Source organism: Glaciecola sp. HA4-3 (assembly GCF_055693685.1).
This window is the reverse complement of the sequence record NZ_CM146340.1, coordinates 1583417-1598090: the sequence shown is the minus strand read 5'-3', so window position 1 is coordinate 1598090 and position 14674 is coordinate 1583417. Positions and strand designations below refer to the sequence as shown.

General features: G+C 40.7%; 16 protein-coding genes. 10 read left to right on the top strand and 6 right to left on the bottom strand.

The annotated features are described in order from the left end of the window. Positions 1–165 precede the first annotated feature (165 nt). Genes dapA through purC form a run of 3 tightly spaced genes read left to right on the top strand, consistent with a single transcriptional unit; the run spans position 166 to position 2888 of the window. Positions 166–1050 carry a 4-hydroxy-tetrahydrodipicolinate synthase gene (gene dapA / locus ACZ1G6_RS07595; RefSeq protein WP_472618733.1) on the top strand — a complete coding sequence of 295 codons (885 nt, stop codon included), beginning with the start codon at positions 166–168 and terminating at the stop codon, positions 1048–1050. After that, entirely contained in the window at positions 1050–2153 is a 1104-nt protein-coding gene (bamC, locus tag ACZ1G6_RS07590; protein WP_472618732.1) for an outer membrane protein assembly factor BamC, read from the top strand. The genes dapA and bamC overlap by 1 nt, the downstream gene beginning before the upstream one ends. Positions 2154–2174: 21 nt before the next feature. Then, positions 2175–2888, top strand: coding sequence for a phosphoribosylaminoimidazolesuccinocarboxamide synthase (gene purC, locus ACZ1G6_RS07585; RefSeq protein WP_472618731.1), 714 nt, complete (start codon positions 2175–2177; stop codon positions 2886–2888). Positions 2889–2893: 5 nt separating this feature from the next. Here the strand turns inward: purC and yfaE are convergent, their stop codons facing one another. The 3 genes from yfaE to ACZ1G6_RS07570 form a co-directional block, all read right to left on the bottom strand. After that, positions 2894–3154 carry a class I ribonucleotide reductase maintenance protein YfaE gene (gene yfaE / locus ACZ1G6_RS07580; protein WP_472618730.1) on the bottom strand — a complete coding sequence of 87 codons (261 nt, stop codon included), beginning with the start codon at positions 3152–3154 and terminating at the stop codon, positions 2894–2896. Between the two features lie 7 nt (positions 3155–3161). Continuing rightward, positions 3162–4292 (bottom strand): class Ia ribonucleoside-diphosphate reductase subunit beta, encoded by a 1131-nt coding sequence (gene nrdB / locus ACZ1G6_RS07575; RefSeq protein WP_472618729.1) that lies wholly within the window; start codon positions 4290–4292, stop codon positions 3162–3164. Positions 4293–4977: 685 nt separating this feature from the next. Beyond that, complete coding sequence (locus tag ACZ1G6_RS07570; protein WP_472618728.1) at positions 4978–5382, bottom strand: MerR family transcriptional regulator; 405 nt, start codon at positions 5380–5382, stop codon at positions 4978–4980. Positions 5383–5491: 109 nt separating this feature from the next. On the opposite strand from ACZ1G6_RS07570, the gene ACZ1G6_RS07565 reads away from it, so the two are divergent. From ACZ1G6_RS07565 to ACZ1G6_RS07535, 7 genes are all read left to right on the top strand, one after another. Next, complete coding sequence (locus ACZ1G6_RS07565) at positions 5492–6223, top strand: MauE/DoxX family redox-associated membrane protein (protein ID WP_472618727.1); 732 nt, start codon at positions 5492–5494, stop codon at positions 6221–6223. 42 nt (positions 6224–6265) lie between these two features. Further along, positions 6266–6715 carry a hypothetical protein gene (locus ACZ1G6_RS07560; protein WP_472618726.1) on the top strand — a complete coding sequence of 150 codons (450 nt, stop codon included), beginning with the start codon at positions 6266–6268 and terminating at the stop codon, positions 6713–6715. 141 nt (positions 6716–6856) lie between these two features. Further along, positions 6857–7360 (top strand): hypothetical protein, encoded by a 504-nt coding sequence (locus ACZ1G6_RS07555; RefSeq protein ID WP_472618725.1) that lies wholly within the window; start codon positions 6857–6859, stop codon positions 7358–7360. A 77-nt stretch (positions 7361–7437) separates the two neighbouring features. Beyond that, positions 7438–8388, top strand: coding sequence for a TolC family protein (locus ACZ1G6_RS07550; RefSeq protein ID WP_472618724.1), 951 nt, complete (start codon positions 7438–7440; stop codon positions 8386–8388). After that, positions 8381–10006 (top strand): efflux RND transporter periplasmic adaptor subunit, encoded by a 1626-nt coding sequence (locus tag ACZ1G6_RS07545; protein WP_472618723.1) that lies wholly within the window; start codon positions 8381–8383, stop codon positions 10004–10006. Before ACZ1G6_RS07550 ends, ACZ1G6_RS07545 begins: the two co-directional genes overlap by 8 nt. Continuing rightward, on the top strand, positions 10003–10242 hold the full coding sequence (locus tag ACZ1G6_RS07540; RefSeq protein WP_472618722.1) for an efflux RND transporter permease subunit: 240 nt from the start codon (positions 10003–10005) through the stop codon (positions 10240–10242). The genes ACZ1G6_RS07545 and ACZ1G6_RS07540 overlap by 4 nt, the downstream gene beginning before the upstream one ends. Next, a complete protein-coding gene (locus ACZ1G6_RS07535) occupies positions 10184–13144 on the top strand; it encodes an efflux RND transporter permease subunit (RefSeq protein WP_472618721.1) in 2961 nt (986 codons plus the stop codon). The genes ACZ1G6_RS07540 and ACZ1G6_RS07535 overlap by 59 nt, the downstream gene beginning before the upstream one ends. A 546-nt stretch (positions 13145–13690) precedes the next feature. Here ACZ1G6_RS07535 and ACZ1G6_RS07530 read toward each other — a convergent pair. The 3 genes from ACZ1G6_RS07530 to ACZ1G6_RS07520 all read right to left on the bottom strand — a co-directional run bounded on the left by ACZ1G6_RS07530 (position 13691) and on the right by ACZ1G6_RS07520 (position 14631). Beyond that, positions 13691–13909 carry a hypothetical protein gene (locus tag ACZ1G6_RS07530; RefSeq protein ID WP_472618720.1) on the bottom strand — a complete coding sequence of 73 codons (219 nt, stop codon included), beginning with the start codon at positions 13907–13909 and terminating at the stop codon, positions 13691–13693. A 36-nt stretch (positions 13910–13945) separates the two neighbouring features. Next, positions 13946–14254, bottom strand: coding sequence for a hypothetical protein (locus ACZ1G6_RS07525; protein WP_472618719.1), 309 nt, complete (start codon positions 14252–14254; stop codon positions 13946–13948). 77 nt (positions 14255–14331) lie between these two features. Further along, positions 14332–14631 carry a hypothetical protein gene (locus ACZ1G6_RS07520; protein WP_472618718.1) on the bottom strand — a complete coding sequence of 100 codons (300 nt, stop codon included), beginning with the start codon at positions 14629–14631 and terminating at the stop codon, positions 14332–14334. Between the last annotated feature and the right edge of the window lie 43 nt (positions 14632–14674).

Sequence of the window (14674 nt, the reverse complement as noted above, 5' to 3'; positions counted from 1 at the left end):
AAAACATTTATCATTATATAGTTTATCAAATTGAAAAGCATTTGGATAAAAGTCATTCGATGTTCAAGCTTGTTTCATTGTTTTTCTTTCAATATTCGCTATATCAGACTTGTTTTTAAGGCTTATCAGCTCTACTATTGCGCATTAGTTTTTTGGGGAGCAATAATGTTTCACGGTAGTTACGTGGCTTTGGTCACGCCGATGTCAGATGATGGCAAAGTTGATTTTGAAAACCTGCGTAAATTAGTCGAATTTCACATTGAAAACGGGACTCACGGTATCGTCGCGGTGGGAACGACAGGTGAGTCGGCAACACTGCCGATACAAGAGCACATTAAAGTTGTTAGCGCGGTAGTAGAATATGTCAATGGCAGAATCCCCGTTATTGCAGGTTCGGGTGCTAATTCGACAGATGAAGCTGTTTTTCTGACCAAAAGCATGAGCACCTTGGGTATTGATGGATTTTTAAGCGTTGTACCTTATTATAATAAGCCCCAACAAAGAGGCTTAGTCAAACATTTTTTACTGATTGCTGATGCATCACCGCTTCCTTTGATGTTATATAACGTGCCATCACGTACAGTATTGGACATGAATACCGAAACTGTCGCAAAATTATCCTTACACGAAAATATTGTTGGGATAAAAGATGCGACTGGAGATTTAGCAAGATTTGATGAGTTAAAACAAAATCTGTCTGATGATTTCCTATTATTTAGCGGTGATGATGCAAGTGGTTGTGCCTTTATGAATAAGGGCGGCGATGGTGTAATCTCGGTCACTGCTAATATTGTTCCTGACAAAATGTCGCAGATGTGCGATTTTGCTTTAAGTGGCGATGCATCAAATGCGACAAAAATAGATGATACTCTTCAAGTGTTACACGGTAAGTTGTTTAGTGAACCAAATCCCGTTATTCCAAAGTGGGCATTATACAAAATGGGTGTAATACCTTCGCCATATTTGCGTTTACCTATGGTATTGCCTGAACTAAATCATCAAAAAAGCATCGAAGATGAGTTAATAAAATTAGGGTTGTTACAAAATTAATGAAAAAGCAATTATTCCTATCATTTGTCATAATTTCTAGCCTTGCTGCATGCGCAGCCCCAGGTTCAAGAGAACGTGTATCTGGCAACTATGAGTACTTAGATGTTGAAGCGAATGAGCAAGGGCTCCTCGTGCCAACTGAACTCGACCAACCGGTCCGATCCAACCAGTATGATTTGCCAGGTTTAGAAGGTGCATCAGGCGGAACCACGCTAATTGGCCAAGATGTAAAAATTGTATCTCCTAGACTTGTTTTACCATTGGTAGCCGGTTCGCATGTCGAGGAAGGAACAGAAGATGCGACAGTCTTATTTGATCAAATCAATGACAGTGAGCCACTAGATAAAACGATTTGGGACAAAGTGCTAGGCTATCTTGAGCAAAACAATATCGCTGTAGAGTCATTTGATAGACAAAGTAATGTACTCATCACAGATTGGGTTATTAGCCGAACTGAAGTTGAAAGTAGTTGGTACGATTTGACAAGTGAATACATTGAAAAAGCAAAAAAGTTTAAGTTGACCTTAGTCGTAGCACCTCATGGTCGCACGGCCTCTCTTAATAATACCATTATTGACTATATTGATGAAAATGGTAATAGCGCTGTAGATGAACTCGATCTTATCGCTAAACGGACTAATGAAGTTAATTTTCTTAATTTTATTATTGCTGAATATGACTTTGGTATTCGTTTAGCACAGACTCAACGAATCGAAAAAATTAGACAGGGCTTTAGTTCAAGCCTATCAACAAATGCGGACAATGAGTCGAGTTACCTTGTAGAAGCAAGCTATCCTGATACATGGCCGCGTCTATTATTAGTATTAAGAAAGATGGGTTTTAATGTCATGGATCTTGACCAGTCCTCTGGCATTATGTTTGTCGATTATGTAGGTTCAGGAGATGGATTTTGGACTGGGCTTTTTGGCGACGATGAGCTGCCACTGGAAAAGGAAGCTTATCGTATTTATGTGCAAAGAGCGGGTGAGAACACCAACATCATATTTAAAGATAACGAAAATATTGCTTTAGATACACAGTTAAGTGAGAGTGTTTTCCCAGTTTTTCAAGAATATATGGCTTCTGATAACTTAGACATATAACAATAGGTAGAAGGAAATAAAATGAATAAAGTAAGTGAATTGTATCGCGGGAAGGCTAAAACAGTTTTTGTTACCGACGATGCTAACAAACTTATTTTGGAGTTCAGAAATGACACTTCTGCATTCGATGGTGAAAAGATTGAACAACTTGCCAGAAAAGGTGAAGTAAATAATAAGTTTAATCACTTTATTATGCAGCATTTAGAGGACGCTGGAATTTCGACTCAGCTTGAGTCCTTATTAAATGATAATGAAAGTTTAGTTAAAAAGCTTGATATGATACCTGTTGAATGTGTCGTGAGAAACTTCGCTGCAGGTTCTTTATGTAAAAGGCTGGGAACTGAAGAAGGGCTCGAATTAATACCACCCACGTTTGAATTGTTTCTGAAAAACGATGCACTTCATGATCCAATGATCAATGAAAGTCATGTTGAGGCATTTGGATGGGCGACACAATCTCAACTTAGTTTAATGAAGAGTTTAACTTACAAGGTTAATTCAATATTGAAAGAGCTATTTGAGAAAGGTGGAATGTTGCTTGTTGATTTTAAATTAGAGTTTGGAATTGACGAGAAAGGAGATATCGTTCTTGGGGACGAATTTACACCTGATGGCTGCCGTTTATGGGATAAAGAAACCCGTAAAAAACTCGATAAGGACAGGTTTAGACAGGGCTTAGGTTCGGTAGTAGAATCGTATATCGAGGTTGCGTCTAGAATAGGATTACAGCTCTAGTACTGTTATAAAAGGGTGATTTCTATGTCACCCTCGGCTTGAGAGCAGCAAATTAAAATCTCATCATCATCAATAAACGCTAAAGGGTCGATTTTATATCGAACTTTTCCCTTCAATAATTTAGTTCTACATACGCCACAAAATCCATCTCGACAGTGAAATTGAGCAGGTATCTGATTTCTCTCTAGACACTCAAGAATAGTGGTTGATTCATCATAATCAACCACTTTGTCGCCTTCTGCAGTATGGGCATTAATTGAAGCCAATGAAGATTTATAAGTCGAAATCTGCAAAATCGTCTGTATTCACTTCAGAATTAATCTGAGATACCAAATAGCTAGTGATTTCGGTTTCTTGAGGCGCGACTTGAACATTGTCAGATACCAAATAATTGTTCATCCAAGGAAGTGGATTACTCTTTACTTCAAATGGCTGACCCATGCCAATACTGGCCATTCTTTGATTCGCAATAAACTCTACATACTGACAAAGTATTTCTTCATTTAGTCCAAGCATAGAACCATTTTTAAATAAATATTTTGCCCATTCTTTTTCTTGTGAAACGGCCTTAAGGAATATTGCTTTAGCTTCTTCTTTGCACTCTTCAGCAATGTCAGCCATTTCAGGATCATCTTTACCTTTCGCCCATAAATTTAGGATATGCTGAGTTGAAGACAAATGTATATTTTCATCTCTAGCAATCAACTTTATTATCTTTGAATTACCTTCCATAAGTTCACGCTCAGCAAACGCAAAGGTACATGCAAAAGACACATAAAATCGAATAGCTTCCAGCGCATTTACCGAATTCATGCATAAGTAAAGTTTTTTCTTTAATTCTCGCATGTTAATGATGTGTTGTTGACCATCTACAGTGAAAACTCCTTCACCTTGTGTCTGGTATAGCTGTGTTGCAAAGATCAGATCATCATAATATTTAGAAATATCTGACGCTCTTTTCTGGATTTCGTCATTAGTGACTATGTCATCAAATATTTCGCTAGGGTCAGAAAAAATATTACGCAAAATATGGGTATAGCTACGAGAGTGAATAGTCTCGAAAAAGGACCATGTTTCAATCCATGTCTCTAACTCTGGAATACTGACAATTGGTAAAAAAGCGACGTTCGGACTACGTCCTTGTACTGAGTCGAGCAATGTTTGATATTTTAAATTAGAGACAAAAATATGTTTTTCTGCATCACTTAGCTTGCCAAAATCTACGCGATCTTTACTGACATCAATTTCATCTGCACGCCAAAAAAATGATAATTGCTTTTCAGTTAGTTTCTCAAAAATGGCATGTTTTTGTTGGTCGTATCTAGAAACATTGACTGAATTACCAAAAAACATTGGCTCTTTTAACTGGTCATTTTTTACTTGATTAAACGTACTATATTTCATTTATTTACCCAAATTTGTTAGCGCATAACATAGCTTGAAACAGCTTATTTATTATTTTCTTGTTTATACTATCTAAAAGCTGGTTACAGCTTAAGGCGATAATGAAACTAATTATCGCCTAGTGTGTATTAGATTGTAATATGTCTTTATAAAAATGTAACACCCGGGTGGGTGGGTTGGTTAAATTCTTTAACTTACATACTGTTACGCTGTTACTCGACATATCAAAGCGTCTCTTAGTGCAACTCAAAATTAATGTAACACTTTATCTTGTATCTATTCACGTAAGTTAACACAACATGTTGTGCAAAGAAAGCTGAGGTTTCACTTTTTAAGTACACTTAATGTTACATAATTTATAGTTATTGCATGCCACAAATAGACCAGAGACCTGAACAAGATCGCTATAGTTGCAATACGGTCTTGGGGGCGTTTTAGGTTGTTTTAAAGAAAATCTATCCGAATGAACAATACTTTGATGACTGATGCTGACTTTTACATATGAACAAACTAGAACTGAGATTAACATGAAAATGCTGACATTCTTGTACGACGATAATAAAGTTTAATAAAAAATAGCAATTGTACGATTTATAATTTATTCGGTACGTAAAGACGAATCGCTCATGTGCATGTTTTGAATTCTAACTGTGTTGCAGAAGCGGACGTTAGGTTTTAACTAATGTCACTCAAATGACGGTTTTTCGGCATTAGATGTTTTGAGAGTTTCTAAAATTGGGCAATTGGCTTGTTTGTCAACTTTGCATTGATTCACCAATGTCGTTAAAAACTTTTTCGCTGCCTCTAGCTCAGTAATTTTGATGTCTAACAAGCGAGTTTTTTCTTCTGAAAGCTGACGGATATTATCGCGATCATCAACCATATCCATTTTTTCTAGGCGTTTTATATCATCGAGTGTGAATCCAGCTGCTTTGGCATTTTTGATAAATCCCATTTTATCCAAATGTGACTGCGTATATTGCCTATAGGAGCCCGCACTACTGGGTAGTGAGAGTAAGCCTATACGATGATAATAGCGGACAGTCTCAACATTAACCTCACATGCGCGAGCAAACTCACTAATTCTCATTTTTCACCTACTTTTAAACGTTAACATTAAATTGAACTACAAAACTTGACTCCGTACTTGGGTACGCAGTTTATCATCAACACCAAGTTATAAAAAGTAGGAGAAGTTTATGGATAAGAAAGCGATTTTGTATCGAATGGAAACAGACGGACATACCTGTCCATTTGGCCTTCGTGCAAAGGACCTGCTTCGTCGTAAAGGGTATAGCGTTGAAGATAAAGTCCTCAAGACAAGAGCAGAAGTGGACAGCGTTAAATCGTCATTGGATGTGAAAACCACGCCACAGGTTATCATTGACGATAACCGTATAGGCGGATTTGACGACTTGAAGCAGCATTTTGGAAACACTCAAAATAGTGAAAGTGATACTAGCTACTTTCCGGTGCTTGCATTGTTTGTTATAGCGGCTCTGCTCACAGTGAGCGTTCATGCTACTGAAAGTGTGAGTCTTAGCTGGCAAAGTGGCCTGATGCAGTTTATTGGCATGTCTATGGTTCTGCTAGGCTTGTTAAAACTGCAAAACATAGAAGGGTTCGTTAATAGCTTTCTTGGCTACGATTTACTTGCTCGCCGCTACGTACCATATGGATTCATTTACCCTTATGCCGAAGTGGTCGGCGGTTTATTAATGGTGAGCAGCATATTACCCATGGTATCTATTCCATTGATGTTACTTATTGGTGGTATCGGAAGTGTATCTGTCGTCAAGGCGGTATACATCGATAAGCGTGAACTTAAGTGCGCGTGCGTGGGCGGCGGTTCAAATGTACCGCTTGGTTTCATTTCCTTTTTAGAAAATGCGGTGATGTTTGGCGCAGCACTCTTTATGCTTTTTTCTTAATTGACTATTTATGAGATGTGATTTTTACACTACACTACAAGCATGAACAGACTTAACTCGTTATACTGCATTTTTATTATTCTGGCATTACTTACCGCTCAGGTTGGCAGTGCGTATGCGTCTAGTACAATGATAATGCAAAGCATGTCACCGATGCATTCACAAGCTGATATGCAGAAAATGAGCGGAAGTAGCACACATAAAGATTGCGGTATGCAACCGTCTACTGAAGAGCCGGCTGGGAAATTAACTGAAATTTCTAAGAGTAAATACTCATCAAGCCAAGGTTGCTGTGATGAGACTGATGGCCTAACGTGCTGTGAAATGGACTGCCACTGCGTTGCCTTTTCTGGCTCGATGGTATTTTTAGAAAACAGTAATATCCAAGGGTGTACGCTTGTTGGTTGTGCACTTGCCATTAAACACGAAGATAATTTATTACCTCCTTACTCGTCACTACCCAAGCGTCCTCCAATAACAACCTTCTCGTAAGGTCGATTTAACTCGGCCACTTAAGCACTCAATACAAAAGAGCCTACGACATAATAAGCAGAACTGGCGTGTAAACTACTCACTAAGCTGCACGTTATAACTGTCGTGAATCTCATTTAGCACATCAAAACGAGAATAAACATGAGCATATATTTGCATGGTCGCCGCCTGAATTTTTCAGCGGAGCCTAAAGCGGCGCGCATTAAACGTAAAATGCCCTTTACTATAATCGGCACATTAATCAGTACTTTGTTATTGGTTAGCCCAACTACTCAGTCTGCACAAAGTCATTCAACACCCATTCAATTAACACAAGGCAATACAACTTCACGGCTTATATCTTTGCAGGACGCTATTTCCCTTGCTCAAGCTAATGATGAGTGGTTAGTGCGCAGTGATTTGCTCGAAGCGCGCTTACTTGACTTAAGTGAGGCTGCGACTGCTTTACCGGATCCTACAATCAGTATGAGCCTACTCAATCTGCCGACAGACGGTTTTGCAGTTGATCAGGAGCCCATGACCCAATTAAAACTTGGCGCATCACAAATGTTCCCAAGAGGCGACACATTAGCTTTAAAAAACAAAGATACCGCGTTTCTGCTGGAGAACAACCTTATCAGCGAGCAGATAGACAACGCAAAATAACGCTCTACACCACACAATTATGGCTAGATACCTATAAAAGCGCGGCTAGTTATCGTTTGGTAAATGAGGCCAAACCTTTGTTCGATAAATTAACTGACATCGTGGCAGCCAGCTATGCGTCATCAGACGGGAGTGCGCGGCAACAAGATATCATACGAGCTGAGTTAGAGTTATTGCGCTTAAATGACAGGCTCGTTGCCCTTGATACGCAACGCCAAGTGACAACCGCTAAGTTATCGCAGTATTTGTTCCCAACTGACCAGCCTGAACAATCTGCGAAGCGTTCCGGTTCGTTTGCTAATATCAAATTACCTCTCACAATCCCGCCAATAGATGATGGTTTTACTTTACTTTTGGACAACACAAATGCAGACACACATGCATTGTATTTGCTGACTGAGGCGCACCCAATGCTCAACGCATTTGAGCAGCGGGTAAAAGCATCATCAGTCGACATTGACATCGCAAAGCAAAGTTTATCACCTCAATTTGGCGTAAACGCCAGCTATGCGCTGCGAGATGATGCACCTTCCGCAAGTGGAGGGAATAGCCGCGCTAATTTTTTCTCTGTGGGCTTAAGTGTGAGTCTACCTTTATTTTCATCCAATCAGCGAAATGCAGATATCGCAGGCTCAATAAAAATGGTCGAAGCAATGCGCACAGAAAAACGCTTGCTCATGAGAGAGCTTATCGCAGGCTTGCTAAGTGCTTATGAGGACTTTAAGGGAAGTAACAAGCGCTATGATATTTACAACCAACAAATAGTTCCACAAATGTCACAGCAGGCCGACGCCTCTTTAAATGCTTACACAAACGATACAGGTGATTTTGCTGAAGTGGTGAGAGCCAAAATTGCACAGCTTGATGCCAAAGTGACTCAGTTGGAAATTGATGTAAATAGACGAAAAGCCTTGGCCCAAATTAATTATTTCATCGCCCTCGACAGCAGTAACAACGATTACCGAGGTACTCAAGGCCCATTAAATACAAACGCGCAACGCAATTCAGGAGTATCGCCTAATGAATAAGCTCACTATTAAATACCTTATGCTAGGTATCGTTATTGGTATCGTTGTATGTGTCTCTCTATATGGGTTATTTATAACAGCGCCAAGCCACCCTGTTCATAGCCACACGACAGATGCTCAATCGAACGCCAGCGCGGATGAGCCTTTGTATTGGGTGGCACCAATGGACCCTAATTTCAAGCGAGATAAACCAGGCAAATCGCCAATGGGCATGGATTTGGTGCCGGTTTATGGCGAAGATAATGCGAGTGATTCACCCGGTACGATAACGATTGCTCCCATCATTGTGCAGAACCTTGGTGTAAAAACAGCGCCAGTCAAAAAGGTGCTTCCTTCACAAACCATACGCAGTTTTGGCAAAGTACACTACGCACAAGATAAGATAAGCCACGTTCATCCACGTGTCGAAGGATGGATAGAGAAACTATACGTGCGCACACAGGGCGAGCCTATCAACAAGGGTGCGCCTTTGTATTCACTGTATTCACCTGAACTTGTTAACGCACAAGAGGAATATCTGATTGCGTTGGAGCAAAACAATCGAGCATTAATAGGTGCGGCTCGCTCGCGTTTATTTGCCTTAAATGCGCCAAAAATGCTGGTTGATGCAATTGAGGAAACCCGCGAAATTCAGCGCACAATTACCTATTACGCTAGCCAAACAGGTGTGGTAAGTAAGCTTAATATACAAGAGGGGTTTTATGTAAAACCTACTACAACAATGCTCGCTATCGCCTCATTAGACAGTGTTTGGGTATTAGCTGATATTTTTGCATCAGACTTAAACAAACTACGCATAGGGGATAGCGCAAATATTCAATTTGACTATCGACCAGCCTTGTCGGTTGATGCCCAGCTTGAGTACATTTATCCAACTATTAATAGAAACACACGAACGGCTACGGTTCGGTTTGTATTGCCTAATAATGAGCTTGCGCTCAAGCCAGATATGTATGCGGATGTTGAAATACAATATCTGTCAACTGAGCAAGTCTTGGTAGTCCCAAATAGTGCGGTTATTAGAACAGGCACGCAAAACCGTGTTGTGATTGCGCTGGGAGATGGGAAATATAAATCAATTGAAGTGACCTTGGGGACTTCTTATCTCGACATGTTTGAAGTTCTCGATGGCTTGGTAGAAGGCGACCTTGTCGTCACTTCAGCCCAGTTCTTACTTGATTCGGAAAGTAGTATTTCGTCTGACTTTTCACGAATGGAAATAGATATGACAAGCGATATGTCAGTTGATGAGGCCAGCCATTCGTCCATGCCCATGGATGAAGGTAGCCAGACAGATGTCAGTGCATGGACTCAGGCGACTGTAAATGAAGTGATGCTAGACAGTCGCATGGTCAATTTAACACACGGCCCACTTGATGAATTTAATATGATGGGCATGACCATGAATTTTACAGTTTCTCCTCACATTGACATCGCGCAATTTGCAGCAGGTCAGAGTGTGCATGTTGAAGTCATCAAAGGCAGCGAAGGCATGTACCAATTGAACACGGTACATTTTATGGATAGTGGCTCGGCTGAATCAACAGAGCATTCGAATGAGCGCCATAATCAACGCGGTAATCAACGCGATAATGAGCCATTGGGAGAGCAACAATGATTTCAGCCATTATTCATTGGTCTATTCATAATCGCTTTTTTGTATTACTCGCCACACTCATTATTGTAGGCGGTGGCCTATATTCGATTAAAAATACCCCCGTTGATGCGATCCCCGACCTATCGGATGTTCAAGTGATCATAAAAACGTCTTACCCAGTGCCAAGCCCCTCAGGTGGTGGAAGACCAAGTCACTTATCCACTTACCACAGCGATGCTGTCTGTGCCTGGGGCTAAAACCGTACGTGGTTTTTCCTTTTTTGGTGATTCATATGTCTACATCATATTTGATGATAGCACCGACCTTTATTGGGCCCGTAGCAGAGTATTAGAATATCTGTCTCAAGTCATACCCACCTTACCGAGTGCCGCTAAACCGCAACTAGGCCCTGATGCGACAGGCGTAGGCTGGGTGTATATGTATGCATTGACTGATCCTACAGGACAACATGATCTTGGTGAACTTCGTAGTCTTCAAGACTGGTTTTTAAAGTATGAGCTACAAACCGTCGCTGGTGTGTCAGAAGTAGCGACTGTGGGTGGCATGGTAAAACAATATCAAGTAATCGTTGACCCAATCAAACTACAAGCCCTAAATATCCCTTTGACGCATGTACAAATGTCAATTCAACGCGGTAATCAAGAAACTGGGGCGTCTGTTATAGAAATGGCTGAAGCTGAGTACATGATCCGTGCCACTGGATACATCTCAAGTAAAACAGATATTGAAAATATTCCCATTGGTTTGTCTTCAGGCATGTCTACACAAGATAATGCTAGCGGTAGCACGCCTATTCTGATTAAAGACATTGCGAATGTTGAAATTGGCCCTCAGATGCGCAGAGGACTCGCTGAACTCAATGGGGAAGGCGAGACCGTTGGCGGTATTGTTGTTATGCGATTTGGTGAAAACGCGCAATCGACAATCAATGGCGTTAAGGCCAAATTAGATAGCCTGAAAAGTAGCTTGCCCGATGGTGTAGAAGTCACAACAGTATATGACCGCTCGGCACTTATCGAGCGCTCTATCGACAACTTGAGTAAAAAGTTACTCGTCGAATTTGGTGTTGTTGCCCTCATCTGTATCATATTTTTGTTTCATATTCGCTCATCCTTGGTCGCTATAATCAGTCTACCGGTTGGTATTCTTGTTGCGTTTATTGTTATGCATATGCAAGGAATAAACGCGAATATCATGTCACTTGGCGGGATAGCCATTGCCATTGGCGCCATGATTGATGGTGCCATTGTGCTGGTTGAAAACATGCACAAGCACATTGAAAAAACACCTCTGACTAGAGAAAACCGATGGGAAGTCGTCGCAAAATCCGCATCAGAAGTAGGGCCTGCGCTATTCTTTAGTTTACTAATTATTACCGTTAGTTTTGTGCCGGTATTTACGTTGGAGGCACAAGAAGGGCGAATGTTTTCGCCTTTGGCATATACGAAGACCTATGCTATGGCGGCCGCTGCTATATTGGCTATCACACTCGTTCCGGTGCTAATGGGGTACTTTGTTAGAGGCAAAATACTACCCGAGCATAAAAATCCGATTAATCGAGTATTAATTGCAGGATATCGGCCTATTTTGAAGATGGTGTTACGCTTTCCCAAATCGACAGTATTGTGTTCGTTTATCGTCTTAGTGATTGGATTTTGGCCCGTTAATAAAATCGGCAGCGAATTTATTCCGCCTTTGGATGAAGGGGATTTGATGTATATGCCAACCACTTATGCGGCTGTATCAATTGGGGAAGCGCGCGACATCTTGCAGCATACCAATAAATTAATCAAAACCGTGCCAGAAGTCGCCACCGTTTTTGGCAAAGTAGGTCGAGCAGAGACAGCCACCGATCCTGCGCCACTTACGATGATTGAAACCTTTATACAATTAAAACCCAGATCTGAATGGAGAGAGGGCTTTACTACACAAGAATTGATTAAAAAGCTAGATCGTATTGTCAATTTACCGGGCTTGACCAATGCTTGGGTTATGCCTATTAAAACGCGTATTGATATGCTCGCCACGGGCATTAAAACCCCAGTAGGCATTAAGATTGGTGGACCAGACCTATCGGTTATTCAGCGTATAGGACAAGAATTAGAGCAAGTTTTAAGCAACGTTGAGGGTACAGCGTCGGTGTATGCAGAGCGTGTTGCTGGCGGCCGCTATATCAATATTGATATCGACCGTATTGATGCCGCGCGTTATGGGTTAAACATTGCCGACGTACAGACATTTATAGCAAGCGCAATTGGCGGCATGAATATAACAACCAGCGTTGAAGGGCTTGAGCGTTATCCGGTGCAGTTAAGATTTCCACAATCATATCGAGATTCACCCGAGAGTTTGAAAAGACTGCCCTTTGTGACGCCTGCGGGAGCACATATTATGTTAGGTGATGTGGCTGATATAAGCATCGTTGATGGGCCGCCGGGCATAAAAAGTGAAAATGCCCGACCTAACGGCTGGGTATATGTTGATATCGAGAATATCGATGTGGGTCATTACGTTACCACTGCAATGAAAACGGTCACCGAGCAAGTTGACTTACCTGCCGGTTATTCAATCACATGGAGTGGTCAATATGAATATATGGAGCGTGCTAAAGCTAAGTTAACGTATGTGATACCACTGACGTTAGCGATTATTGTCGTCTTACTATACGCCAGTTTTAGAAGCTTTGCCCAAGTCGCCATGATTATAGGTACATTGCCTTTTGCGCTTATTGGCGGTATTTGGCTTTTGTATTTGGAAGGGTTTAATTTTTCTGTTGCCGTGGGAGTGGGTTTCATTGCCTTAGCGGGTGTGGCGGTTGAAATCGGTATCATTATGTTGGCCTATCTCGATAGCAAATTCAAAGATTTAGGCGCTAAATTTACTACTGATGAGCTTAAACAAGCTGTGTTATCGGGCTCTGAAATGCGTATCCGTCCGGTCATGATGACCTCTACATCAATTATCTTTGGGTTATTGCCTGTCATGTATGGTACTGGAACAGGCTCAGAAGTGATGAGCAGAATTGCTGCACCGTTAGTTGGCGGGATGATTAGCGCATTAATGTTAACACTTATTGTGCTTCCAGCCGTGTATTTTTTGTGGCGAAAGTATCCAGCGATTAATCCCAAGTATTATTAAGTTAATAATGGTCTGCATTTGTAAAGCTAACATGAGGCTATTTATAGCACATTGACATGGTCTGATTTAGTCAGACACACCAGTTAAGAGATAATGCTTTAAACTGGATGGTTAAAGATGAAATAGGATTGTGAAGTCTAAAGTAAAATTGATCGTCTACGTCTTGTTAGATACATGCGGGTTTAATGAAATGTAGGCGAGGAACTAATTTCCGATTGATTAATCAAATTCTCTAATGTAAGCGTTAGGTAGTTGCCTTTTTAGCTTAGATTCAGAATGATAATTTATCAATAAAGATCAGTTCAACTCAAGTAAGCCCCACAGACTGGTTTTGGCATAATGGGATCAGACAAATACTCAATTATCGATTCGCTTGACCGTCCGCTTCTTGTCTTAAGCGGACCGATACATGGCAGCTTTAAAACGACAAAATTACATTGCTTATAAACTTGAAGTTATTCAGAAAGTGAAGGGCCGGTTACTGCAACATAGCTAGCATTACAAATAAGTCCCAACACCAAGTCGTCCCGTAGCATTTGTACCAATCTACTCCGCAAACTCTGGCATCACAAGCCTATTTACCTCTGTACCATCTTGTTTGGCCGACACAATCATTCGGTCTTGCTGTACCTCATCCGACGCCCAATCCAATAATGTAAACGCAACCCTCACTACATCTGTCGTGTTCTCTAGATTGAGTCTTGTTTTAAGTTTTTCCAAAAACACTGTATCGACGTTAAACGCAACCTCTGTTTGTTTCCCCAAATCAATCACCTCGTAAAATACAAAAAATAAACCAAGTCATCTCACGGTACGCCAGTCTTTGTGATGTTCAGTTTTAAAGAGTTTTATAGTCAGATTGTTGTCTCGACAAAACCCTAAGAATAGCGATTCGTACCTGTCATAGTCTTTGTCGTATCGGTGATAGAACTCAATAACGTTGTTAGCAGTAATTCTGGCTCGAATGTTATTTATACCACCGTCAATATTTAACGTATCGCTTCCCTCTATTTCACTTACCTTGTTTGCATTGAACTTTTGCTTAGCGAGTTGATTTAGTATGTCTAAAGCTTCTGAACCCGCTATTATTTGTAAACCAAGTTTGGCCATCAACTTTCCTGCGTTATTGTCTTTTTAAAGGTTGAATATGGGATTTTTTGCGTCACTACAAAGATTGTGATGGATAGCTACAAGCCGATAATATTGATGTGAGCGCCCTTGTCTTCAGGGTCTTTCAGCTGTAGCTCCATACCGTCACGAATACCTTTTCTCGCTTCAATGAATAGTTGCAGCGCTTTAAGAAAGATTTCGTCTTTGCTTGTTTTGTCTTCTTCAATAATTTCATTCAGCTTTTTATCTAGGTCGAATGATATGGTTAGTGTAAGCATGAATGGCTTTTCAGTAGTTGTTATTTCGTCCAGTAGTGGCAGACGGCTACATAGGCGGTCAATCAATGCTGTTAGGTCTTTAGTAGTTATCATTTTCACAATTCTCTTTCTTCTAGTTTATGCTTAAACGCCTTTCCATTGA